The sequence below is a fragment of the Blastopirellula retiformator genome, assembly GCF_007859755.1.
Taxonomy (GTDB): Bacteria; Planctomycetota; Planctomycetia; order Pirellulales; family Pirellulaceae; genus Blastopirellula; species Blastopirellula retiformator.
Genome location: NZ_SJPF01000005.1, coordinates 283,279 through 307,264, shown reverse-complemented (window position 1 = coordinate 307,264; position 23,986 = coordinate 283,279). Strand labels below are relative to the sequence as shown.

Genomic DNA, 23,986 nt, shown 5'->3' with positions numbered 1-23,986 from the left:
CTCAGCCCGCCTGCGCATGCTGGGTGGGGGACGATTTCCTTTGTCCGTGTCTGGTTCCGTCATGTTCGCTTCACTGCAAGACAACCTCCGATCTGCGATGAAATCGCTGCGCGGCAAGGGAAAACTGTCGGAAGCGAATATGCGCGACGGCCTGAAAATGGTCGAAGAAGCGCTGCTCGAAGCGGATGTCGCTTACCCGGTGGTCCAGGACTTTATGGCCCGCGTTTCGGAAGAAGCGCTGGGACAACAAGTTCTCAAATCGCTCAATCCCGACCAACAACTTGTCGGCGTGGTCCACGAGCAACTGATCGAATTGCTCGGCCCGGTCGATCCCTCGCTGCGTCTCGATAAGGACGTCACCGTCCTGATGATGTGCGGCTTGCAGGGCGCCGGTAAGACGACCACCTGCGGCAAGCTGGCCCGCTTGATCGGCACCGAAGGGAAAAAAGCCCTGCTGGTCGCGGCTGACTTGCAGCGTCCCGCCGCCGTGCAGCAATTGCACGTGGTGGGCGAAAGCGTCGGCGCCAAGGTCTACAGCGAAGAAGGCGCGTCCGATCCGATCGCCGTTTGCCAGAACGCGGTGAAGTACGCCCGCGAAAATGGCATCAGCGTCGTTATTCTCGACACCGCCGGCCGGTTGGCGATTGACGAAGAGCTGATGGAGCAGTTGAAGACGATCGATCGCAAGATCGTTCCGGATCAATGCTTCCTGGTGGTCGACGGCATGACCGGCCAAGACGCGGTCAACAGCGCCAAAGCGTTTAACGACGCGCTGGAGCTGGACGGCGTGATCATGACCAAGCTGGACGGCGACGCTCGCGGCGGCGCCCTCTTGTCGGTCAAACACGTTACCGGCGTTCCGATCAAATTTATCGGCGTCAGCGAACACATGGACGGACTGGAGCCGTTCTACGCCGATCGCATGGCAGGCCGAATCCTCGGTATGGGCGACGTTCTCTCGATGGTTGATCTCGCGCAGCGGGAGTTCGACCAGGAAGAGGCGATGAAGGCCCAGAAGGCGCTCGAGGAGGGTAACTTTACCCTCGACGACTTCAAACGCCAGCTCGAACAAATCATGCGGCCCGGCCTGATGACCAAGATGCTCGGCTTGATGCCTGGCTTTGGCGAAATGGCCGGCATGCTGCAAAATTCCGATCACGAGAAAGAGATGCGGGGGCTGCGGGGCATTATCGACGCGATGACCCCCGAGGAACGCCGCAACCCCAAGGTCATCAACCCGCAGCGTCGCCAACGGATCGCGACCGGTTGCGGCAAATCGCCGCAAGACGTCAGCAACCTGCTAAAGCAGTTTGATGCGATGTCGTCGATGATGAAGGGGGCTTCGCCATCCGAGCTGATGGGCAAGATGCAGCGGGGCGACCTGATGGATCCGACCGGCAAGATGAAGAAAAACAAGGTCGGCACCGGCAAACGCCTGAGCACGAAAGAGCGCGCCGCCCAAAAGAAGGAACGCTCCAAGGCGCTCCGCAAACGAAAAAAACGCTAGAAGTCATTTTCAATACACACTTGAATCAATTCGCAATTGCACAGGAGTAATCGTTCGTGGCAGTACGAATTCGCATGAAGCGGATGGGTCGAACCCACCGCCCGTTTTACCGGATCTGCGCCATGGATGCCCGTTCGCCCCGCGATGGTAAGGCGATCGAGTATCTAGGCACCTACGATCCGTTCGTTTCGGAAAAAGACGCCCGCGTCGTGCTGAAGCGCGAACGGGTCGACTATTGGCTGGGTGTTGGCGCCCAAGCGTCGCCGAAAGTCGCCGTCTTGATCCGTAAGTACGGCACCGACGGAACGCACGTCGACGCCCAATCCGCTGCTCTCGAAAAGCTGCAGGCCACGGCCAAGTTCGTGCCGCCGAAGGTCGAGATCACCGAAAAGGCTCCGGAAGCTCCGGCTGCTGAAGAAGCGCCCGCCGAAGGGGAAGCTGCCGAAGCGTCGGCGGAAGCTCCGGCCGAAGAACCGGCCAAGGAAGAAGGCGGCGAGTAATTCGCCATGCGTTTCGACGTCCTGACTCTGTTTCCTGAGATCTTCGCCAGTTACCTGGGCCAAAGCCTGCTGGCGAAGGCGATCGAAGGAGACCTGGTCGAGGTCCATCCGCATGACATGCGGAAATGGGCCAACGACAAGCACAATCGCGTCGATGACCGACCTTTCGGCGGCGGCGCGGGAATGGTGATTCGAGCCGAACCGGTCGTCGAGTGCGTCGAAGCGGTTCAGTGTGAAGGAGTTCAGCCGGGTCGCTTGATCATGCTGACGCCTCAAGGAAGGCGGCTCGATCAGCGGCTGGTCGAAGAGTTGAGCCAAGAGAAGCGACTGCTGCTGCTATGCGGCCGCTACGAAGGGTTCGACCAACGGGTTAGCGATCTCCTGGAGCCAGAGGAGATCTCGCTTGGCGACTATGTCCTGAACGGGGGCGAAGTCGCCGCAATGGCGATCATCGACGCGGTGATCCGGCTCATCCCAGGGGTCCTGGGAGACGAGACGAGCAGCGTCGACGACAGCTTTAGCTCGGGCAACCGGCTGCTGGAGTTTCCGCAATACACGCGACCACGCGTCTATCGCGGCCTCGCGGCGCCAGACGTCCTGCTAAGCGGCGATCATGCCCAGATCGCCGCCTGGCGAAAAAAACAAAGCATCGAACGTACACAACGGCGGCGAGCCGATTTACTCGATCGCCAAGGCGAGTCAGAAGACGAATAATCGCTGGAAAGGAAAGTTACTATGAGCCAAGAACTGATGAACAAGGTCGAAGCCCCCTTCAAGAAGGCGGATGTCGACGAGTTCGAAATCGGCGACACCGTCGATGTCCACACCAAGATTCTCGAAGGCAACAAAGAACGGATCCAGGTTTACACCGGAACCGTGATCGCCCGTAGCGGCAGCGGCACCCGTGAGATGTTCACGGTTCGCCGGATCGTCGGCGGCGAAGGGGTCGAAAAGAAGTTTCCGATCCACAGCCCCAAGGTCGACAAGATCGTCTCAACCCGCAAGTCGGTCGTCCGCCGTGCGAAGCTGTACTACCTGCGCGATCGCGTTGGTAAGGCGACCCGCCTGGCCGAACGCCGCGCCTAAGCTCCGGTCCACTCCAGCGATTTGATTCAAGACCGCTCGGTCCAATTTGGGCCGAGCGGTTTTTGCATGCGCGGACCGTACACTGTTTTTGCGTGCTTTCTCTTGCTCGCCACGCCATAATCAAGCCGACCCGTTCGTCCAGATCCATACGATGTGAGTCCCCTGATGCTGTTTCGCTGGCTATCTCAATGGCGCAAGCCACAGTCGCTTGGCGCTCGCGGCGAAGCGGCCGCCGCTCGCTTTTTACGGCGACTCGGCTACAAGATCATCGCCCGCAGCGATCGCTCGAAGCTGGGAGAGATCGACATTGTCGCCGTCGATGGCCGCACGGTCGTCTTTGTCGAAGTGAAGACCCGCACGACCAGCGACTCCGCCCATCCGGCCGACGCGGTCGATGCCGTAAAACAGGCGAAGCTGACCCGACTTGGGCTCAGCTATCTCCGCCGTCACAACCTACTGGAATGCAAAGCCCGCTTCGATGTCGTAGCGATCACTTGGCCCGACGATCAGCGTCAGCCGACGATCGACCACATTCAAAATGCGTTCGAGCCGACCGGCGACTACCAGATGTTCTCCTGAAGCGCAGCGCCAGACTGCCTGTCGGCAATTTTCTCGATTTAACGAACAAAGTAATCGGGCATTTGGCGGAAAACCTCCTTTCGCAATCGCCCGGTGGCGAACTAGACTGCGAGTGGGACAGTCCTAGATTCCGCTTCGTAAACCACTTTGACCAATAGCGTTCCGCCGATGACCACCGCCTGGGTAGATCGTGCGATCTCTGCGATCGATCGCGACTTCAACCGCTCTGCCGACACCCATCTGATCCAAGTTCCTTGCCTGCAGTTGCCGAACATTTCGATCTACCTGAAGGACGAGTCGATCCATCCTTCCGGCAGCTTGAAACACCGGCTGGCCCGATCGCTGTTTTTGTACGGAATCTGCAACGGCTGGATTCGAGAAGGGACGCCGATCGTCGAGGCCTCTTCCGGCAGCACCGCGATCAGCGAAGCCTATTTCGCCCAGTTGCTGGACCTGCCGTTTCACACGGTCATCCCGGCCAACACGTCGCGCGAGAAGATCAAGAAGATCGAGTTCCTCGACGGGATCTGCCACCTGGTCGACGGCGGCGACATCTATTCGCACGCTGAGCGAATCGCCAAGGAGATCGGCGGACACTACATGGATCAGTTCACCTTCGCCGAGCGGGCCACCGACTGGCGGGCCAACAACAACATCGCCGAATCGATGTTCCGGCAGATGGAACTGGAAGCGGATCCGGTGCCCAAGTGGGTCGTCGTCTCGGCCGGAACCGGCGGCACGTCGGCAACGATCGGACGCTACATCCGCTACCAGAAGCTTTCGACGCAGCTCTGCGTCGCCGACCCCGAGAACTCGGTCTTCTACGACTTCTATCAAACTGGCGACCGCAGTGTGACCTCGAGCAAGCCGTCGCGGATCGAAGGGATCGGGCGTCCGCGGGTCGAAGCCTCGTTCCTACCGACCGTCGTCGACAAGATGATCAAAGTTGACGACGCCGCGTCACTGGCCTCGATCCGGCTGCTGGAATGCCTGCTCGATCGCAAGTGCGGCGGTTCGACCGGCACCAACTTCTGGGCGACCATGCAGATCGTCGCCCAGATGATCGAGCGCGGCGAATCAGGCAGCGTCGTCACGCTGATCTGCGATGGCGGCGAACGCTACCTGACGACCTACTACGACGACGCATGGGTCGCCGAGCAGGGTCTTGATCCAGCGCCCTACGAAGCGTGGCTCCACGGGTTTCTCGACACCGGCAAACCGCCCGCCCGCTTATAGCGAGCTGGTTGCCTGACGATAGCGGGCCGGGGTCAGCCCGGTCACTTCGCGGAACTTGCGTGTGAGCGCCGCTTGATCATAAAAGCCGGTATCGATCGCGATTTGTCCAACCGACAAGTCGGTTTCACGGAGCCGTTTGGCGGCGGCGTCGATCCGCAACTTGGTCAACAGCTGACGCGGCGACAGGCCGGTGATCTTGCTGATGCGGCGTTCGAATTGACTGGCCGACATCTTCGTCTGTTCGGCCAGCTCGCCAATCCGCAGCGGCTTGCTGTAGTCGCGATGCAGGGTATCGAGCGCCTCTTTGACGGCGCCCAACTCTTGGCCTTCATCGGCGCGGATTTCCAAGTCGCGCGAGATCGCCGCCAGCGCGATCACTTCGCCGGTTCGTGAATGAATCGGCGCCTTGTGCGTGACGAACCAACCGACGTCGCAGTCGGCGCGGGTGATCATCTCGAGACGATCTTCGATGTTGACGCCCCGTTCAAAGACCTCGTCATCCTGCTGCTCGTAACCGGCGGCCAACATCTCTGGAAAGACTTCGATGGCGCGGCGACCGAGCACGTCGCTGACCGTCTTCTTGAGCGTCGCATTGACCAACGCGTCATTGGCGGCGACGTAACGACGGTCGCGATCCTTGATACAAAACAAGACGTTTGGCAAAGAGCGAAACAACGTTTCCATCGTCTCGAGACCCGGCGATTCAGAAAAAATCTCGGTCCGCGACGAACTCGAGGCAACTCGATTCAAAGCTAGTCCCCTTCACGAATTAACGGTTTTCCGCCGAACCGCCTTTGTAGTTTTTCTGCACAGCAACAAATTGTAATCGCAAGACAGTTCGCGCGAAGAGACCTAGAATTGTAAAAAACCGGCTTTTCGCGCCCCCCCCCTCCTGCAGTGATGACATTTTCGACATGATTGTTGAACAATTTCACAACAGCCCCCCCAGCGAGTCATCTTTGGGTCATGAGATGTTAAATTCGACGATTGCCAACCGAACCGTCGAATTGGCCAAACGCTTGCTCTCCGCGGCAAACCGGAGCATGCGGAGCGGCGAAAAAAAGCAAAGCCAACAGCTTGCCCGCATGATGAACGACGCCGCCGGCAAGGCGTTTACCATGGCGATGGTCGACGAGAGCTTTCGCAGCGCCAAGCCGCACATCCAGGCTCGGCGTTGGCGGGGTCTCTTGCGCGACTTTGGGTTGCCGCAGTACTTCTCCTGGACTGATCGGATGTTGCTGCGCATCGCCAGCGCCGCCAGCGTCGTCGCTCCGCAGATCGTGATGCCGCTGATCGCCGCTCGGATGCGAGCCGACTCGTCCAACGTCATCCTGAACGGCGAGATGGACGAGCTGCGCCGGTATGTGCGTGGTCGCGTCTCGCAAGGTTTCTCGATCAACCTCAATCACCTGGGCGAAGCGGTTTTGGGAGAGGAAGAAGCCCAGAATCGTCTGCGGATTGCCCTCGAGTATCTGCAGCAGCCCGAGGTGAACTACTTGTCGGTCAAGATCTCGGCCGTCTTCAGCCAGATCAACTTGACCGCCTACGATCAGACGTTGACGGCGATCAAAGACCGCCTGCGAGTTATCTATCGCGCGGCGGCGCCAGATGGCAAATTCGTCAATCTCGACATGGAAGAATATCGCGATCTGCGTCTGACGCTCGAAGCGTTTCAGCAAGTCTTGGCGGAGCCGGAGTTCCTGCACTATTCGGCCGGCATCGTGCTGCAGGCCTACATTCCCGACTCATGGAACGCACTGCAGGAATTGGCCGCATGGGCCCAAGAACGAGTTGCCGCCGGCGGCGCCCAGGTCAAGGTTCGCCTGGTCAAAGGCGCCAACATGGCGATGGAAGATGTCGAAGCGGAGCTGCACGGCTGGCACTCGGCGCCCTATCGCACCAAAGCCGAAACCGACGCCAACTATCGCCGGATGATGGAGTTCTGCGTGCGGCCCGAGAATGCCGCGGTGCTGCGGGTTGGCGTTGCATCGCACAACTTGTTTGACGTGGCGCTCGCGTTGACGCTGCGTGAAGAGCTTGGGACTAGCGACGCTGTCGAAATCGAAATGCTGGAAGGCATGGCCAATCACCAGGCCCGGATCGTGAAAGAGCAAGCAGGCGGGCTGCTCCTTTACGCTCCGGCGGTGCAAGAGAAGGACTTCCAAAGTGCGATGGCCTACCTGGTGCGGCGGTTGGACGAGAACACGTCGCCGCAAAACTTTCTGCACGATTTGTTCGGCCTGACGCCGGATTCCGCTGCGTGGAAAGAGCAAGAGCGGCGGTTCCGCGAAGGTTGGGAGCATCGCCGTGATGTCACCAGTTTGTCGCGACGCCAACTCCCCTGCCCCGATCCCAATCGCGCCGCCCACTTCATGAATCAGGCCGATAGCGACTGGACGCAACTTGCAACCCGCACGCAGCTTGACGAGGCGATCGCCAACTGGTCGCCGGCGCTGCCGCCGGAGGCGGAAGATTTAGACGCGACGCTCGAAACGGCGGTCGCCGCCGGCGCCCGTTGGTCAGCTGAATCGATTTCGCATCGTGCCGAGATTTTGCGTCATGCGGCGGAAGTGATGCAGGAGCATCGCTTCGAGTCGATCGCCGAAATGCAGCAGACCGCCAAGAAAGCGATTGCCGAGGCCGACGCCGAAGTCTCCGAAGCGATCGACTTCGCTCGCTATTATGCCGAACATTTTCCGCAACATCCTGGCATCGCCAGCCAAGCGCTGGGAGTCGTCGTGATCACGCCGCCATGGAACTTCCCCTATGCGATTCCGTGCGGGGGCGTGTTGGCGGCGCTGATGGCCGGCAACGCGGTGCTGCTGAAGCCGGCGCCCGAGACGACCGATATCGCTTGGCGATTGGTGCAGCAGCTTTGGGAAGCTGGCGTTCCCCGCGACGTGCTGCAGTTCTATCCGTGTGCCGATGGCGAAACGGGCAAGCGGCTGATCACCGACCCGCGCGTGAGCGCCGTCGTGCTGACCGGCGCCTACCAAACGGCCCGGATGTTCCAATCATGGCGTCCCTCGCTGCGGCTGTATGCCGAAACGAGCGGCAAGAACGCGCTGGTGATTACCGCCCAGGCCGATCGCGAACTGGCGGTCAAAGACCTGGTGCAGTCGGCCTTTCGCCATGCCGGGCAAAAGTGCAGCGCCGCCAGCCTGGCGATCATTGAAGCGGAAGTTTACGACGATCCGATCTTCCAGCGGCAGCTGCTTGACGCCGCCGCCTCGCTGCAGGTCGGCCCCAGCACCGACCGGACCAGCGTTGTGACGCCGGTCATCCGCGAGCCGGAACCGAACCTGTTGCGAGCGCTAACGCAACTTGAAGTGGGAGAGAGTTGGCTGCTGCGGCCCCAACCGTCGGCCGACGATCCCTGCTTGTGGTCACCGGGGATTCGGCTGGGCGTGAAGCCGGGATCGTGGTTTCATAAGACCGAGTGCTTTGGCCCCGTCTTGGGATTGATGCGGGCGGAGAACCTCGACCAGGCGATTGCCTGGCAAAACGATGTCGACTTTGGCCTGACCGCCGGCATCCATACGCTCGACCGGCGCGAACAAGAGCAATGGACCGAGTCGGTTCAGGCTGGCAACCTCTACGTCAATCGCCCCACGACCGGCGCGATTGTGCAGCGTCAGCCGTTTGGCGGTTGGAAGAAGTCGTCGATCGGCCCCGGCAGCAAAGCGGGCGGCCCTAACTATGTTTCCCTGTTCGCCCGCTGGTCGGACGAGCAGACGGATACGCCGCTCGCCATCGTCGAGACGAGCTACCAAACTGCGTGGGACGAGTATTTCTCCCAGGAGCACGATCCGTCGCACCTGGAAAGCGAAAGCAACGTCTTTCGCTATCGCCCGGCCGGCGGCGTACTACTGCGATTGCCATCGGAGGACGAAGCGACCATTGCGCGGGCCAAGCTGGCCGCACAGATTACCGGCGCGCCGCTCGAAATCAGCATCGCTTCGCAGGAGCCGGACGCCGACTTCATCGCCCGCCTATCGCGAGAGGGTCAGCGTTTCGAGTTCCTCCGAACCGTTGGCGAAGTGAATGACACGGTCCTCGCGGCCATGCACGAGGCAGGCCTCAATTGGATCGACGCGCCGTTGACCGCCAATGGCTATGTCGAGCTACGCTATTGGCTGCGAGAACAGGCGATCACCCGCACCCTGCACCGGTACGGGCAGATCATCCAATTGCCAGAGGATCACGCCTAGCTGCCTGTTGAAAAATGCCCTCGTGGCATTTTTCAACCTCGCCAGGCTCAGAGCATAGCTCTTCGCGGCTCGCAAAATAACGACTTACGTCGTTATTTTGGGATCGCATCCGTGCGATCACGCAGTCCGTCGAGAAAATCAACGGACTGCTAGGAAATCGGCCGCTGCTAGCATGTCTAGCGACGATTCGGCCAAGAACCGCCAAAAGCCGGCTCGTTCTTTCCTGGTGGAAAGACCAACCGGCTCTTAGCAAAGAGCGGGTGAAGGGAATCGAACCCTCGTAACTTGCTTGGGAAGCAAGGGCTCTACCATTGAGCTACACCCGCGTAAATTCTGACGCACCGTGTTAATATAACGTCCGGCGGCCCCGCGGCAAGCGATCCGCCGCACGATCCCGCATCGGGCCGCAACTTCTCCCATTTTCCGCTGGTAAGATCGTTATGGCGGTAACAATCGTCTAAGTTGAGGGAAAGATGCGCCTTGCCCGCCGACCGCCCCGGCGAGTACACTTCCTCCCCCCTTAGCGTCCGGCAATGATCGGCCGAAGACGCCGCTTTCCGCTCCTGCATACGTCCGAGGAACCGATGCACGCCGCGATCGCAGCTCTGCTGGCCACGTTGACGCTCGGCGCCGCGCCGCAACCGCCGACCGATACGCTGGTCGTCTGCCCCGAGTCGCTGGTCCCGGCCCTACGTCCCTGGCTCGACTATCGCGCTTCGCAAGGTCACCAGATCGGGCTGATTACCGAGACCGGTTCCAAAGAGCGGATTCGCGCCGCCATTCGCGAGACGGCCAAGTCGGGCCCCCTGCGGTGGGTCGTGTTGGTTGGCGATGTTCCGGGCGCCGACGCGCCGCCTGGTTCGCCGACCGTTCCGACTCACGAGATGCCCGCGGTAGTCAACGTTCATTTTGGTTCCGAGCCAACTCTGGCCACCGACAACTACTACGCCGACATCGATGACGACCTAATCCCGGACGTGGCCGTCGGCCGCTTGTCGGTTCGAACTCCGCAGCAACTCGAAACGGTCGTTGCGAAGATCCTGACCTACGAACAAGACGATGCTCCCGGCGCCTGGCGGCGTCAACTAAACGTCGTTGCCGGAGTCGGCGGGTTTGGTCTCTTGGCCGATTCGATGATGGAATCAATCACCAAAAAGTTCCTGACCGACGAAGTCCCCTCGTCGTTTGAAACCCAAGTCGCCTACGCCAGTTGGCGCAGTCCCTACTGCCCTGACCCGCGCGAGTTCCAAGACGAAACGGTTAACCAGCTGAACGACGGCTGCCTCTTCTGGATCTATATTGGTCATGGTCAGCGACGCTACTTGGACTACATCCATGTGCCCAACCGCCGATACTACCCGATCTTTCAAGCGAACGACGTTGGTCGGCTGAACTGCCAAAACGGTTCGCCGATCGCGATCTTCCTGGCCTGCTACACCGGCGCGTTTGACGAGCCGAATGATTGCCTGGCCGAAGAGATGCTACGGCGCCAGGGAGGACCAGTCGCGGTCTATGCAGGTTCGCGCGTGACGATGCCGTACGCGATGTCGGTGATGGGCGCCGAAATGCTGGAAGAATACTTCCACAACAATCGCGAGACGCTCGGGGAGTTGATCCTGTACGCCAAGCGGGACATGGTCGACGCCGCCGCCAAGGGAGGCAATCGGAAGTTGCTCGATTCGCTTGCGCGGCTCGTCAGCCCCAAGCCAGAGCTACTAAAAGACGAACGCCGCGAGCATGTGCAGCTGTTTAATTTGATCGGTGATCCGCTGTTGAAACTCCCCCGTACCCAAGCGGCTGAAATCAATTCGCCGGCCGAAGCGACGGCGGGCGAAACGCTGTTGGTCAGCGGCGTCTCTCCGGTCGCTGGTAAAGGTCGGCTCGAGATCGTCTGTCGTCGCGACCTGCTGACGTTCAAGCCGGAACTGCGGGCCGATTACGACGAAAGCCTGCCCGACTTCCCCAGCGTCTATCGCCAGGCGAACGACCGCTGTTGGCATAGCATCGAAATCGACCTGGCGGCCGGACCGTTCGAAACGACCATCCCACTGCCAGCCCACTGCGCCGGCGAATGTCATGTGCGGCTGTTTGTCGAAGGCGCCGATGTTTGTGCGCTAGGAGCCTGCGACGTCAAAGTCGCTCCGCCGGAAGCAAATACACAAACACCGTAACCCTTTAAGGGACTGCCTTTTTTCCTCGCTTTCTTGTGAAGTCTTGCTGCGCCAAAATGCCCATTTTCGGCAACAGAAGCTGATTCGCCGCAAACAAATGATCGATGTTTGCGGCGTCCTTTGATACAATTCCACTATCAAAAACTCCCAACCAAAACTAGGGCGAGTTCCTCTACTCACCCCCCCGCCGATCGTTTCTGTTAGTTCTGACCTCTCGCCTCTCAGGTTATGGCATGAGATTTCTATCGACTTACTCTCCTTGCTCATGGATCATTCTTGGCGTGCTGACCTCGCTTCTGGGGACGAGTTCCGCACTTGCCGAGGGCGAGATTGATTTCGGCGCCGATATTCGGCCGTTACTCTCGAACAATTGCTATTCGTGCCATGGGCCCGACGAGGAGCATCGCGCTGGTGGTTTTCGGCTGGACGTTGAATCGAGCGCCATCGGCGAAGCGGACTCGGGCGAACGACCGATTGCCCCCGGCGACGTCGACGCCAGCGAGATCATCGCACGGATCGTCAGCACCGATCCTTCGCTGCAAATGCCGCCGCCCGAGACGAACAAGTCGCTAAAACCGGAAGAGGTCGAGAAGATTCGCCAGTGGATCGCCGCCGGCGCCAAGTTTGAAAAACACTGGGCCTTCCAAAGCCTGGAGAAGCCGGAGCCGCCCGCTCCGAAGCAAGCCGAATGGGCGCGCGGCCCCATCGACCAGTTTGTGCTGGCCCGACTCGAGAAGATGGGGATGTCGCCATCGGACGTCGCGACGAAAGAGCGCCTGATTCGCCGGGTCACGTTTGACCTGACCGGCTTGCCGCCAACGATGGCCGAAGTCGAAGCGTTCGTCAAAGACGACTCGCCCGACGCTTACGAGAAAGTGGTCGATCGCTTGCTCGCTTCGCCCCACTATGGCGAACACATGGCCCGCTTCTGGCTTGACGCCGCCCGCTTTGGCGATACGCATGGATTGCATCTGGATAACTACCGCGAGATGTGGCTCTATCGCGACTGGGTGATTCAAGCTTTCAACAACAACAAACCGTTTGATCAATTCACGGTCGAACAACTGGCCGGCGACCTGCTGGAAAACCCGACCGAAGAGCAAAAGATCGCCAGCGGTTTCAATCGTTGCCATGTGACGACCAGCGAAGGGGGATCGATCAAACAAGAAGTCGAAATGCGGAACGTGATCGACCGCGTCACCACTACCGGAACGGTCTTTATGGGACTGACCTTCGAGTGCACCCGCTGTCACGATCACAAGTACGATCCGCTGACGATGAACGACTTCTACTCGATGTACGCCTTCTTCAACAGCTTTGACTACAACCCGATGGACGGCAACGCGAAAGATCACGCGCCGACCATTCGCATGATCTCGGCCGACGATCAACAAAAAATCGCCTCGTTGAAGCAAGAGCTGGACGCGACGAAGAAGACGATCCGCGAACAACTCGCCGCGATTCAGTATCAAGAACCGGCTACTGGCTCGATCGAGGAACAACCGCCGACCGAATTGGTGTGGATCGACGACGATGCGCCCTCAGGCGCCAAACTGCGATCGAACAGCTATCCGTGGCAATGGGTTGAGGCGCCCGAACCGGTTCTCTCCGGCAAGCGTGCGACCAAACGAACCAGCGAAGCGCTTGACCAGCACTTCTTTACCGAAGCGAAGCCGCCGCTCGACGTGTACGAGGGCGATGTGCTGTTCGCCCATGTTTATCTCGACCCGGCCGATCCGCCCAAAGAGATCATGCTGCAGTGGAATACCGGCAACTGGGAGCGACGCGTCTACTGGGGCGAAAACCTGATTCCGTATGGCTCGGATGGAACTGTTTCACTCACGCGTCAAGGCGATCTTCCGGCACTCGGAGAGTGGGTGCGACTGGAAATTCCTGTCGAACTGCTCGATCTGAAACGTGGCGACAAGCTCAATGGCTGGGCCTTCACGCAGTGGGGCGGTACGGTCTATTGGGACAAGGCGGGTATCCTGACTCGCGAAGGGCGCGGCAAGGTTTATCACTCACTGGCCGAGTGGTCGACCGAACTGGCGGCGGCCAAGAAGCCGTCTGAGCCGAAAGACATTGTCGCGATCGCCAAAAAGGAAACGGGCAAACGGAGCGAAGCGGAACAGACGAAGCTGCAGAACTATTTCCTGGAGTACGCCTACTCCGACACCCGCGACCAATTCGCGCCGCTACACAAGAAAGTAACCGACAACGAAAAGACAATCGACACCCTTACCAAGGCGTCCCCCACGACGTTGATTTCCAAAGAAAAGAAAGCCCCGGTTCCCTCGCACATCCTCGCGCGAGGCGAATACGATCAGTTGGGCGACGTCGTGCCGCGAGCGACGCCAGAGATGTTGCCGCCGATGAAAGAAGGCGCCCCGGTCAATCGGCTGGGCCTAGCCCAGTGGCTGGTCGATCCGTCGCACCCCCTTACCTCACGCGTCACCGTCAATCGGCTGTGGCAGCAGGTCTTTGGTACCGGCCTGGTGAAAACCTCGGAAGACTTTGGTCTGCAAGGGGAACCGCCGACGCACCCGGAACTGCTCGACTGGCTCGCTTCACAGTTCATCGAAGATGGCTGGGACGTCAAGAAGATGATGCGTCGCGTCGTCCTCTCGTCGACCTATCGCCAGTCGTCGAAGATGACCGCCGAGCAGGTCGCCAAAGATCCGGCCAACCGCTATTTCTCGCACGGCCCGCGGTATCGTCTCGATGCCGAGATGATCCGCGACCAGGCTTTGACCGTCAGCGGGCTATTGGTCGACAAGGTTGGCGGCGCCAGCGTCAAACCGCCGCAACCGGCCGGTTTGTGGGAAGCGGTCGGTTATGGCAGCAGCAATACCGCTAAATTCAAAGCGGATGATGGGCACGAGAAAGTGCATCGCCGCACGCTCTACACCTTCATCAAGCGGACTTCGCCGCCGCCGGAGATGAGCACGCTGGACGCTCCCTCGCGCGAGTCGTGCACCGTCCGTCGAGAGCGAACCAATACGCCGCTGCAGGCCCTGATGTTGATGAACGACCCGCAGTTTGTTGAAGCGGCTCGCGCCCTGGGGGCCCGGGCGATCAAAGAGGGTGGCGACACGTCGAAAAAGCGGGCCGAGTGGATGCTGCAGCTGTGCCTGAGCCGCCAACCGCACGAGCAGGAAGTTGCCGAAGTGGTGAAACTGGTGGATGCCGCCGCAGAGCATTTTTCCGCCAATCCCGATGCGGCCGCCGCGCTGGTGGCGGTCGGCGATGTGAAGCGGGATGAGAGCATTGACCTCAGCGCAGCCGCCGCATGGACCTTGGCGGCCAACTTGGCGCTGAACCTGGACGAAGTCATTACCAAGAACTAGCGATCGCCGGCGGAAATTTCCAGCCGTCCGATTCAAGGAACGATGAGATATGGATCCTCGCCAAGAGTATGGGCAAGCCCTCTCGCGCCGCCACTTTTTTAAGCTTGGCGGTTTAGGACTGGGAACCGCCGCACTGAGTTCGATGCTGCCAGAGCGGGCTGCCGCCGCGCCGCTGTCGACTTCCGGCGGTTTGCCGTCGGTACCTCACTTCGCCCCCAAGGCGAAGCGAGCGATTTATCTGTTCATGGCCGGCGCCCCGAGCCAGATGGACACGCTCGACTACAAACCGACGATGGGCGACTGGTACGACAAAGACTTGCCCGAATCGGTTCGTCAAGGACAACGTCTGACGACGATGACCTCGGGACAAACGCGTTTTCCGATCGCTCCCTCCAAGTTCAAGTTCACGCAGCACGGCAAGTCAGGCGCCTGGGTCAGCGAGCTGCTGCCCCACACCGCGAAAATGGTGGACGATATCGCAATCGTCAAGTCGCTGCACACCGAGGCGATCAACCACGATCCAGCGATCACCTACATTTGTACTGGCAATCAGTTGCCGGGGCGTCCTAGCCTTGGTTCGTGGCTCAGCTACGGTTTGGGCTCCGAAAACAAAGACTTGCCGTCGTTCGTCGTGATGACGCCCAGTTGGAGCGGTCGTCGCGACGCCCAGGCGCTTTACAACCGTCTGTGGGGCTCCGGTTTCTTGCCGAGCAAATACCAAGGGGTTTCGCTCCGCAGCCAAGGAGACCCGATTCTCTTTTTATCGAATCCCGACGGCGTTAGCGGCGACATCCGCCGCAAGATGCTCGACTCGCTCGGCCGCATGAACCAACAAGCGTTGGCCGAAATTGGCGATCCCGAGACGCAATCCCGCATCGCCCAGTACGAAATGGCGTTCCGCATGCAGACGTCGGTTCCGGAACTGACCGACATGAGCGGCGAGACGCAACATACGCTGGATATGTACGGCCCCGAGGCGACCAAGCCCGGTACGTTCGCTTCGAGCTGCTTGATGGCGCGTCGCATGATCGAACGGGATGTCCGGTTTGTGCAGATTTTCCATCGTGGTTGGGATCAACATGGCAACATCGCCGGCGATTTGCCCAAGCAGTGCCGCGACATCGACCAACCCGCCTGGGCGTTGATTCAAGATCTGAAGCAACGAGGTCTGCTCGACGACACCTTAGTGGTTTGGGGGGGCGAGTTCGGTCGCACCGTATACAGCCAAGGAGGCCTGTCGAAGGAGAACTACGGTCGTGACCATCACCCCCGCTGTTTCAGCGTCTGGATGGCCGGCGGTGGAATTAAGCCGGGCCTCGTCTACGGCGAGACCGACGAATTCAGCTACAACATTACGCAAAATCCGGTTCATATCCATGATCTGAACGCCACAATTTTGCATTGTCTGGGAATCGACCACCGCAAGTTGTCGGTGCAGTTCCAAGGTCTCGACATGCGATTGACCGGCGTTGAAGAACAACACCCGGTCCACGACATCCTGTTGTAAAACAGGTTGTCGTTAGATTGACTCTTTCGCTGGGGACCAGCGATCATGTCTCGCTGATCCCAGCCGCCGACGCTCCGCTTGACTTGTTCCCTCTCCCAAGGTTGCCACGGAAGAGAGGAGAAGAGAACAGGTTATTGCCACGGGCTTCGCGCCGACGGCGACTGCCCTCGCCACGGGACTCTTGCCACGGGACTCCTGCCACGGTGTTCTCGTTACGGCTTCTGGCTGACGTAGACCGTTTCCTTCGGTTCGCCATGCTCGGCGATCAGCTGCCGGGCTCGCGATTGCACGTCCAGTTGCGGCGTTCCGTTGACCAGTTGCTCCAGTTCACGATGGCTGCTCGCCAGCTGACGGACGGCCGGTTCCAGCAGCATGATTTCGGCCAGACCGCTTCGCATGCCAACGGTCGTCGTCACAACCGAAGAGAGCGAGCGATTCAAACCTCGGATCGTTTCGACGTTTTCTACCAGACCGCCGACCGATTCCTTCAGCGTCGCCGCTTCTTTCTGGATCTCATCGATCTGACGCAAGTTGGCCTGGGTGATCGCCAGTCGCGGCGATTGCGAGTTCAGGTATTCGCAAATCCAGACCATCTCGTCGAGCGATGACAACGCCCGCTCTGAGTTGCGATGATTATCGGCCAGGGCGCCATGCAGTTCGGCCGAGTCAGCCGCAACTTCGGCGGCCAAATCGAGCGCCGCTTGGGCCGAAGCGATGTCGTCTCCCAGACGAACCTGCTTGTCCAATACGCTGGCGACTCGATCGACCGTCAGCTCGTTTTCTTCGAGCGAATCGGCGATTTCCTGCATTCGCGACTGGTTGCTGGCGAGCGCGTCAAGCGAATGCTTGGCCGAATCATGGTCGGTCGCCAAGTCGATCAGCTGGTACTGGACCGTTTTCTGCTGATCGAGGGCGGCCGCCAGTTCGCTGGCCAGGCACTGTTGGTTGACGATTTGCTCTTGCAGGTCTTCCATGCGGGCCAACACCGCCTTTGCGTCGTCGATTCGCAGCGCCGCCGCTTCGACCTTGGCGAGCGTGTGCTCCAGTTCGCCGGCCAGCAGTTGGTTTTCGGCCAGCGAGGTGCGTTGACGGCGAAGTTGGCTCAGCAGCGAATTGGTTCGGCCGGCGTCGTCTGCGTATCCGGTCAAGACTTGAATGTCATGCCGCGACTCAGCCACTTCGGCCTTCAACGTGGCGATCTCACGATGAAAGTCGCGCTGAGCGAAGAACATTCCGCCCGCGGCGCCGGCGGCGATGCCGAGCAGAACCAGGGCGCAGGTGACGAGTCCAGATCGTTCATCGCCAGAAGCGTTATGAGCGTTGGAATCGTGATATTTTGAACGAGTAGACATAGATTTCCTCCGTGGCGAAATTGCGTTCTCTTTCCGTGTTTGCCGCCCTTTTGTTATCGATTCCGTCGCCGCAAACGGAAAAGAGAAGTGCTGTCATTTCGACAATCTTTTCGCAAGCCCCTACGAACAGCCTGAACAACCCGCAAATCGCGAATCTAGCGGAAAAACGGCAATTAGTCGTTCCCCCACTTTTGCAACTAGCTAGACAGGCCCTGGGAACTTAGACTACAGGCAATCTTTCTCTCACTAGGGCTGCAAGATGAAAATTGGCAAACATTCGGTCGTCACCATCGACTACACCTTGAAAGACGACGACGGCGAACTGATCGACACCTCTAGCGGCGGCGATCCGCTAGTCTACCTGCACGGAATCGGCGCGCTGATTCCCGGCATGGAGTCGGCGCTAGACGGCAAGAAAAAGGGGGACATCTTCCAAATTGTCGTTCCGCCTGATCAAGGCTACGGCGAGTATGACGAAGACGACGTCATGGAAATCGACCTCGACGCCTTTGAAGATCCGAGCCAGGTCCAGGTCGGCATGGAATTGGTCCTGGAAACGGAAGACGAAGGAGAATTCGCCGCCGTCGTGACCAAGATGGGGGATGGCGTCGCCATTGTCGATCGTAATCACCCCCTGGCCGGCATGACGCTTCATTTTGACGTCGTCGTCCGCGACGTTCGCGAAGCGACGCCCGAAGAGATCGAGCACGGTCACGCTCACTAACTGCCTGTTGAAAAATGCCCTCGTGGCATTTTCCAACCTCGCCAGGCTCAGAGCATAGCTCTTCGCGGCTCGCAAAATAACGACTTCCGTCGCTATTTTGGGATCGCATCCCTGCGATCACGCAGCCCGTTGAGAAAATCAACGGACTGCTAAGCGCGACCGCTTCCCAGCCAGTTATTCGCCAAACGTGCTCTTGCTACGCAATATGTGGTGGTAGTGCTGCGCAAAGCGGTGCGCCTCGTCACGCACATATTGCAGCAGCCGCAGCGCAAACGCGTGGCGGCTAAGACGTAGCGGCTCGGCCTGGCCGGGGCGGAAGATCTCTTCCTCCTTCTTGGCGAGCGAAACCAAGGTGGGCGGTTCGATCTGCAAATCGCGAAAGGCGGCCAGCGCGGCGTTCAGTTGCCCCTTGCCGCCGTCGATCAACAGGATATCGGGAAAAACCTCTCCTTCGGCGTGTAGTTTCTTGAACCGCCGCGCGACCACTTCGTGGATGCTGCGAAAGTCGTCGACTCCTTTGACGCTCTTGATCTTGTAACGGCGATAACCGGGCTTAAACGGCAAGCCATCCAAAAACTGCACCAGACTGGCGACCGTTTCCCCGCCCTGCAAGTGGGCGATGTCGACCCCTTCGATCGACCGCGGCGTGGTCGGCAGTTGCAGCACTTTCCGCAAACCGGCAAGTCCTTTTTTCGGATCGATGTAAAAAACCTCGGGCTGGGCGTGCGTTTCTAGCTCGCCCCGCTCGTCGAGCCGCTCGAGCATGTCGATCTCGTCGCGCAGCTTCGCCGCTTTCTCAAACTGCAGCGTCTTGGAGGCCTCCAACATCTCTTCCCGCAGTTGCTTCAGCAGCCGATCGCGGCTTCCTTCCAAGAACATCTGCAGCCGGCGGATGTCTTTGCGATACTCCTCTTTGGTAATTCGCAAATTGCAGGGCGCGGTGCACTGGTTGATGCTCGCCAACAGACAGGGGCGGAACCACTTCCAGCGCTCGTCGTTTTCGTCAATGTCCAGACTGCAGGTCCGAAACTTGAAGATCCGCTGCAGCACTTGGATGGCGCCTCGCAGCGCCCCGGCGCTGGCGAAAGGCCCGTACAGTTTGGCGTTTTTCTCTTGCGGCTCGCGGGTAAACTCGACCCGCGGAAAGTCTTCCCGCTGCGTGATCATCAGGTACGGGAACGACTTGTCGTCCTTCAGATCTTTGTTGTATTTGGGCTGGATGTCTTTCACCAACCGAGCTTCCATCAGCAGGGCGTCGACCTCGCTGTCGGTCTCCACAAAATCGGCGTCGGCGATCTCTCCCACCCAATAGCCGGTTCGAATATCGGACGCCGCTTCGGCGTTGAAATAGCTGCCGGCGCGGCTGCGCAGGTTCTTCGCCTTGCCGACGTAGATCACCCGGCCCTGGATATCCTTCATCAGGTAAACGCCAGGCGTGGTCGGAAACTTGCGAACCTTGTCGGCCGTCAACGTAAAGGGGACATGCTCTTGCGGCTTCCCCTCGGTCGAGCGGTTCTCTGGCGGATTCGGGGCTTCGGCGGAGTCGGTCATGCGCACAAAAAATGAGGGAGAAAAAATTCTCCCTCATTGTAGAGCGTCGACTGAATTCGGGCAGGGCAGGATCGGCTATGTCGCCGCAGCGAACGCTTTCAGCTCGCTTTCCAGGGCGGCGATCCGCTCGGCCATCGCTTCTTTCGCCATGTCGAGCAAGGACAGTTGTTCCGGCTCGACGAAGGTGAACATGTAGAACTTCACCTTCGGCTCGGTCCCGGACGGACGAACCGCCACATAGTTCCCTTCCTCCAGGTCGAGGATCACCATGTCTCCCGCAGGTCCGCCGAGAGGCGATTTTTCGCCATCGGGGGTGACGATCACGTCATTCTTGTAGTCGCGGACGCGCTCCAGCTTCAGCCCGGCCAGCGACCGTGGCGGCTGTTCGCGGAATTTGGCCATCAGCTTTTTCATGTTGGCCATCCCCTCGGAACCTTCCATCTTCTGGTTCAGCAGGTGCTCTGCATGGTAGCCATGCTGCCACCAGAGCGACTCCAGCCGCTCGTGCAACGTCTGGCCGTTCGCCTTACAATCGGCCGCCAGTTCAGCCAGCAGCATCGACGCCACAGCCGCGTCTTTGTCGCGAGCGTACTGCCCAACCAAGTAACCGTGCGACTCTTCGCAGCCGAATAGGAAATTGTCGGGCCCGACTTCGTCCATCGTGCCGCCGATGTACTTGAAGCCGACCAGCAGGTTGCCGTGAGTCTTCACGCCGTAGCTGTCGGCAATGCGGCGAACCATTTCGGTCGTCACCAGCGTCTTGATCACATAGCTGTCGGCCGCGACCGAGCCGCCAGCTTTCTTCTTGCTCAGGACGTAATCGCACAGCAAGGCGCCAATCTGGTTGCCGTTGAAGGTACGCCACTCTCCCTGCAGGTCGGAAGTCACCGGCGCCGCGCAGCCGACGCGATCGCAGTCAGGGTCGGTCGCCATGACGAATTCGGCGCCAACCTGCTTGGCTCGGTCAATGATCGCATCGAAAACCACCGGGTTTTCTGGATTGGATACATGCCCCGGCACGTTCGGAAAATCGCCGTCCGGTTCGGCGTGCGGACCGTAGACCTCGATGTCGGTAAAGCCGTCCGCTTCCAGGGCCGGGATCACCGCCGAAGCGCCGACGCCATGCAGCGGCGAGTAGATCAGCTTCAAGTCGCGCGGGCCGGCGAACTTTTGAGCCTTCACGACGTCGATAAACGCCGAGTCGACTTCAGCCGTGCAGATCTCAACATCCCCCTTCGCCACCGCCTCGTCAAAGACCACCTCCAGCGGCAGCGCTTCGACGTTCATCACCCGGTCGATGATCGCCTTGTCGTGCGGCGGTAGAACCTGACCGCCGGTCGACCAATAAACCTTCACGGCGTTGTCGCTGGGCGGGTTGTGGCTGGCGGTCACCATGATGCCGCAACTGCACTTCTTGTAGCGAACCAGGAACGACAGTTCCGGCGTGCTGCGGTAGTCGTCCAGAAAATAGACCTTGATGCCGTTGGCGACCATGATCCGGGCACACAACTCGGCGAATTCCCGCGACCGATGCCGGGTGTCGTAGGCGATGCCGCACGACAACGGACCTTCGACCGTCTCTTTGACGTACGAAGCGAGACCTTGGGCGCTTTCGCCGATGGTCCGTTCGTTGATTGCGTTCGAGCCGACCGGGTTCATCCGACCGCGACGACCACCGGTGCCGAAGGGAATCACCGTCCAGAACGCGTCATCAAGGGCCTGCCACTTTTCATCCTTGATCAGATCGGCGACTTGCGAAGCGTAAGCCGCGTAACGGGGTTGGGTGAGCCAGATCTGGATGTTTTCCGCCGCACTGGCGGTGACTTTTTCGGCGGCGACGGCGCCTTGAACCTGGCTCAACAACGAATCGACTTCGCTCGACATCAGTGCTCCTTCAAGCAGTACGGCTGTATTTTCTGACCCCAATTTTACGGGGGACGGTAAAGAAGCATCAATCGGGCATCGACAGTTCGCCCTTGACTTGATTGCGCGTCTGCGGGGACATTGAACGGGAACGCACAGCCGCCCCTTTTCGCGACCGTACCATCAACAAGGAAGAAACCGTGAAGGACCCGATCATCAGCGTTTCCGGTTTGCGGGGCGTGGTGGGGGAATCGCTCACCCCAGAGATTGCGGTCAAATATGTCGCCGCCTTTGCTCAACAGGCGGCCCCGGGCCCGATTTTGATTGCCCGCGATGGACGCCCGAGCGGCAAACCGTTGGCCGAGCTGATCGCCGGCACGCTCAACTTTTGCGGCCGAGACGTCATCCAGGCCGATATCGCCGCGACGCCGACGGTGGGCGTCTTGACCCGCCAATATGGCTGCGGCGGCGCGGTGCAGATCTCGGCCAGTCACAATCCGCCGCAGTACAACGGCATCAAACTGATGGGGCAGGACGGCCGCGTTATTCCGGCCAACCAAGGGGAACGGGTGCTGGAAGCCTACCGCAGCGGCGCCGCCGCTTGGGCCCCGCACGAGAAGCTAGGCGCCACTTCGCCGTGCGACGATACGCTTTCGGCGCATCTCGAAAAAGTGCTCGCCATCGTGGATGTCGACACGATTCGCAAGCGGAACTTCCGCGTCTTGCTCGATTCCAATGAAGGGGCTGGCAGTTTGCTGGGGCGAAAGCTTCTCGAAGCGCTCGGCTGTGAGTTTGAAATCCTCGGCGATCAGGCCAGCGGCAATTTTCTGCATACCCCAGAGCCGACCGAGGCCAACCTGCAAGGCGTTCGCGCTAAAGTCGTCGAGTCGGGCGCCGACATCGGCTTTTGCCAAGACCCCGACGCCGACCGCCTGGCGATTATCGATTCGGCCGGGCGCTACATCGGCGAAGAGTACACGGTCGCACTTTGCCTAAATCATGTCCTGACCAGTCGCCCAGGCCCGGTGGTGATCAATTGCGCCACCAGTTTGATGAATGAAGCGATCGCTAAGAAGCATGGCGCCCCGATCTTTCGCTCGGCCGTTGGCGAAGCGAACGTGACCGACATGATGATCGCCCAAGGGGCGGTCTTTGGCGGGGAAGGAAACGGCGGGCCAATTGATCCACGCGTCGGCTATATTCGCGACAGCTTTGTCGGTATGGCGCTGATCCTCGACACGATGGCGGCCACTAGCAAGACGGTCGGAACGCTAACCGATTCGATCCCGCGGTTTGAGATCCTCAAAACGACGATGCCGCTCGATCGCGAGCAACTGGCCGGGTCGCTCGACAAGCTGGTCGCCCACTTCTCCACCGTGGACGCAAGCCGCTTGGATGGACTGCGGTTTGCCTGGGAAGACGCCTGGCTATTGATCCGCGGCAGCAACACCGAACCGATCGTCCGAATCATCGCCGAAAGCCCGAACATCGACCGGACCGAAGAGCTGTGCCAGGAAGCGGCCAAGGTAATGCAAGGGGCGTAAAGCTTGGTGGCATGCTTTTACGGCCGAATACCTGGCGCCATGTTCTTATCGCGTCTTCGCGAGAAGAGCATGTCTTCGCCCCACGAAATCGCAAGAAAGAAATGTTGGGGCGTTGGAGCAATCGCGATCAGTTCTCATCCGATCAAGAAATGTGATTCGCTTGCGACCGCATCGTTGGGCCAGCGCTGCGCTGCACCCAACCTACAAATTGAAGACGACGAAACGCGTACTAGCCAGTCGGAAACTGACGGCAAAACTCGTACAGCGCCATCGAGGTTGCGGTCGCCACGTTAAAGCTATAGGGCATGCCGTAAACCGGGATCTCCACCACGTCGTCCAGCAGCCGCAGCACGTCGTCGGGCGTGCCTTGCCGTTCGTTGCCGATCACCAGCACCGTGTTCCGCACGAATGAGAAGTGGTGAATGTCGACCGAGTTGGTTGTTTGCTCAAGCCCGACCAGGCGATATCCTTCTTTCTTCAAATCGCGCAGCACCGGCGGCAACGAGCGATGTCGTGAAATCGGCAATTGCTCGGCGCCATCCCGGGCGATTTTCGGATCGATCTTCATGTTGCCGGTGACGATCACCCGCGAGACGGCGCAGCACGACGCGGTTCGCACAATCCGTGACAGATTGACGTTGCTCCGCAATTGGCAGCAGGCGACGATCAACTGTCGCGGTTCGTCGAGGGCCGTGGGAGGTTTATGCCGGAGATGTTCGAAATCAGACATTTGCATCGGGTGAGTTGGGCGATAATCGAGAATTCCTTATGCTAGTGTCACCCACCCATCCCGAAAAGATAGCGAAGG

Annotated in this window: 17 protein-coding genes and 1 tRNA gene; 12 read left to right on the top strand and 6 right to left on the bottom strand. The window is 59.7% G+C overall.

Annotated features, from left to right (window positions below):
* The first annotated feature begins 46 nt into the window (after nucleotides 1–46).
* The 6 genes from ffh (at nucleotide 47) to Enr8_RS21385 (ending at nucleotide 4,908) form a co-directional block, all read left to right on the top strand.
* On the top strand, nucleotides 47–1,507 hold the full coding sequence (gene ffh / locus Enr8_RS21410; RefSeq protein ID WP_315851773.1) for a signal recognition particle protein: 1,461 nt from the start codon (nucleotides 47–49) through the stop codon (nucleotides 1,505–1,507).
* A 56-nt stretch (nucleotides 1,508–1,563) separates the two neighbouring features.
* On the top strand, nucleotides 1,564–2,007 hold the full coding sequence (gene rpsP / locus Enr8_RS21405; RefSeq protein WP_146435602.1) for a 30S ribosomal protein S16: 444 nt from the start codon (nucleotides 1,564–1,566) through the stop codon (nucleotides 2,005–2,007).
* Nucleotides 2,008–2,013: 6 nt separating this feature from the next.
* Nucleotides 2,014–2,721 (top strand): tRNA (guanosine(37)-N1)-methyltransferase TrmD, encoded by a 708-nt coding sequence (gene trmD, locus Enr8_RS21400; protein WP_146435600.1) that lies wholly within the window; start codon nucleotides 2,014–2,016, stop codon nucleotides 2,719–2,721.
* A gap of 21 nt (nucleotides 2,722–2,742) precedes the next feature.
* Nucleotides 2,743–3,093: a 50S ribosomal protein L19 gene (gene rplS / locus Enr8_RS21395; RefSeq protein ID WP_146435598.1), complete on the top strand. Its 351-nt coding sequence runs from the start codon at nucleotides 2,743–2,745 to the stop codon at nucleotides 3,091–3,093.
* 165 nt (nucleotides 3,094–3,258) lie between these two features.
* A complete protein-coding gene (locus Enr8_RS21390; RefSeq protein WP_146435596.1) occupies nucleotides 3,259–3,672 on the top strand; it encodes a YraN family protein in 414 nt (137 codons plus the stop codon).
* Nucleotides 3,673–3,840: 168 nt separating this feature from the next.
* Complete coding sequence (locus tag Enr8_RS21385) at nucleotides 3,841–4,908, top strand: PLP-dependent cysteine synthase family protein (protein WP_146435848.1); 1,068 nt, start codon at nucleotides 3,841–3,843, stop codon at nucleotides 4,906–4,908.
* On the opposite strand, the gene Enr8_RS21380 is transcribed toward Enr8_RS21385, so the two are convergent.
* On the bottom strand, nucleotides 4,903–5,658 hold the full coding sequence (locus Enr8_RS21380) for an AraC family transcriptional regulator (RefSeq protein WP_246120195.1): 756 nt from the start codon (nucleotides 5,656–5,658) through the stop codon (nucleotides 4,903–4,905). The genes Enr8_RS21385 and Enr8_RS21380 overlap by 6 nt on opposite strands.
* A gap of 293 nt (nucleotides 5,659–5,951) precedes the next feature.
* On the opposite strand from Enr8_RS21380, the gene Enr8_RS21375 reads away from it, so the two are divergent.
* Nucleotides 5,952–9,119: a bifunctional proline dehydrogenase/L-glutamate gamma-semialdehyde dehydrogenase gene (locus Enr8_RS21375; RefSeq protein ID WP_246120194.1), complete on the top strand. Its 3,168-nt coding sequence runs from the start codon at nucleotides 5,952–5,954 to the stop codon at nucleotides 9,117–9,119.
* A 255-nt stretch (nucleotides 9,120–9,374) separates the two neighbouring features.
* On the opposite strand, the gene Enr8_RS21370 is transcribed toward Enr8_RS21375, so the two are convergent.
* A tRNA-Gly gene (locus Enr8_RS21370) sits at nucleotides 9,375–9,445 on the bottom strand.
* A gap of 258 nt (nucleotides 9,446–9,703) precedes the next feature.
* Here Enr8_RS21370 and Enr8_RS21365 point away from each other — a divergent pair.
* From Enr8_RS21365 to Enr8_RS21355, 3 genes are all read left to right on the top strand, one after another.
* The gene (locus tag Enr8_RS21365) at nucleotides 9,704–11,290 is read left to right on the top strand and encodes a C25 family cysteine peptidase (protein ID WP_186767783.1); all 1,587 of its coding nucleotides are present in this window, start codon (nucleotides 9,704–9,706) and stop codon (nucleotides 11,288–11,290) included.
* A gap of 281 nt (nucleotides 11,291–11,571) precedes the next feature.
* Nucleotides 11,572–14,637, top strand: a complete 3,066-nt coding sequence (locus tag Enr8_RS21360; RefSeq protein ID WP_186767782.1) for a PSD1 and planctomycete cytochrome C domain-containing protein — start codon at nucleotides 11,572–11,574, stop codon at nucleotides 14,635–14,637.
* A 49-nt stretch (nucleotides 14,638–14,686) separates the two neighbouring features.
* Nucleotides 14,687–16,144: a DUF1501 domain-containing protein gene (locus Enr8_RS21355; protein WP_146435588.1), complete on the top strand. Its 1,458-nt coding sequence runs from the start codon at nucleotides 14,687–14,689 to the stop codon at nucleotides 16,142–16,144.
* 212 nt (nucleotides 16,145–16,356) lie between these two features.
* Here the strand turns inward: Enr8_RS21355 and Enr8_RS21350 are convergent, their stop codons facing one another.
* The gene (locus tag Enr8_RS21350; protein ID WP_146435585.1) at nucleotides 16,357–17,496 is read right to left on the bottom strand and encodes a hypothetical protein; all 1,140 of its coding nucleotides are present in this window, start codon (nucleotides 17,494–17,496) and stop codon (nucleotides 16,357–16,359) included.
* A gap of 259 nt (nucleotides 17,497–17,755) precedes the next feature.
* On the opposite strand from Enr8_RS21350, the gene Enr8_RS21345 reads away from it, so the two are divergent.
* The gene (locus tag Enr8_RS21345; protein ID WP_146435583.1) at nucleotides 17,756–18,220 is read left to right on the top strand and encodes an FKBP-type peptidyl-prolyl cis-trans isomerase; all 465 of its coding nucleotides are present in this window, start codon (nucleotides 17,756–17,758) and stop codon (nucleotides 18,218–18,220) included.
* Between the two features lie 174 nt (nucleotides 18,221–18,394).
* On the opposite strand, the gene Enr8_RS21340 is transcribed toward Enr8_RS21345, so the two are convergent.
* Complete coding sequence (locus Enr8_RS21340; protein ID WP_146435843.1) at nucleotides 18,395–19,639, bottom strand: UvrB/UvrC motif-containing protein; 1,245 nt, start codon at nucleotides 19,637–19,639, stop codon at nucleotides 18,395–18,397.
* A gap of 207 nt (nucleotides 19,640–19,846) precedes the next feature.
* A complete protein-coding gene (locus Enr8_RS21335) occupies nucleotides 19,847–21,655 on the bottom strand; it encodes a phospho-sugar mutase (protein WP_146435580.1) in 1,809 nt (602 codons plus the stop codon).
* 179 nt (nucleotides 21,656–21,834) lie between these two features.
* Here Enr8_RS21335 and glmM point away from each other — a divergent pair, with 179 nt between their 5' ends.
* The gene (gene glmM, locus Enr8_RS21330; RefSeq protein ID WP_146435578.1) at nucleotides 21,835–23,178 is read left to right on the top strand and encodes a phosphoglucosamine mutase; all 1,344 of its coding nucleotides are present in this window, start codon (nucleotides 21,835–21,837) and stop codon (nucleotides 23,176–23,178) included.
* A 229-nt stretch (nucleotides 23,179–23,407) separates the two neighbouring features.
* Here the strand turns inward: glmM and Enr8_RS21325 are convergent, their stop codons facing one another.
* Nucleotides 23,408–23,908, bottom strand: coding sequence for a TrmH family RNA methyltransferase (locus Enr8_RS21325; protein WP_186767780.1), 501 nt, complete (start codon nucleotides 23,906–23,908; stop codon nucleotides 23,408–23,410).
* Nucleotides 23,909–23,986 lie beyond the last annotated feature (78 nt).

Coding starts and splice junctions, on each gene's coding strand:
- Enr8_RS21355 (WP_146435588.1), top strand. CDS start 14,687: ATGGATCCTCGCCAAGAGTATGGGCAAGCCCTCTCGCGCCGCCACTTT.
- Enr8_RS21325 (WP_186767780.1), bottom strand. CDS start 23,908: ATGTCTGATTTCGAACATCTCCGGCATAAACCTCCCACGGCCCTCGAC.
- Enr8_RS21365 (WP_186767783.1), top strand. CDS start 9,704: ATGCACGCCGCGATCGCAGCTCTGCTGGCCACGTTGACGCTCGGCGCC.
- Enr8_RS21335 (WP_146435580.1), bottom strand. CDS start 21,655: ATGTCGAGCGAAGTCGATTCGTTGTTGAGCCAGGTTCAAGGCGCCGTC.
- Enr8_RS21345 (WP_146435583.1), top strand. CDS start 17,756: ATGAAAATTGGCAAACATTCGGTCGTCACCATCGACTACACCTTGAAA.
- Enr8_RS21350 (WP_146435585.1), bottom strand. CDS start 17,496: ATGTCTACTCGTTCAAAATATCACGATTCCAACGCTCATAACGCTTCT.
- Enr8_RS21375 (WP_246120194.1), top strand. CDS start 5,952: ATGCGGAGCGGCGAAAAAAAGCAAAGCCAACAGCTTGCCCGCATGATG.
- Enr8_RS21390 (WP_146435596.1), top strand. CDS start 3,259: ATGCTGTTTCGCTGGCTATCTCAATGGCGCAAGCCACAGTCGCTTGGC.
- rplS (WP_146435598.1), top strand. CDS start 2,743: ATGAGCCAAGAACTGATGAACAAGGTCGAAGCCCCCTTCAAGAAGGCG.
- trmD (WP_146435600.1), top strand. CDS start 2,014: ATGCGTTTCGACGTCCTGACTCTGTTTCCTGAGATCTTCGCCAGTTAC.
- Enr8_RS21340 (WP_146435843.1), bottom strand. CDS start 19,639: ATGAAGGATATCCAGGGCCGGGTGATCTACGTCGGCAAGGCGAAGAAC.
- Enr8_RS21385 (WP_146435848.1), top strand. CDS start 3,841: ATGACCACCGCCTGGGTAGATCGTGCGATCTCTGCGATCGATCGCGAC.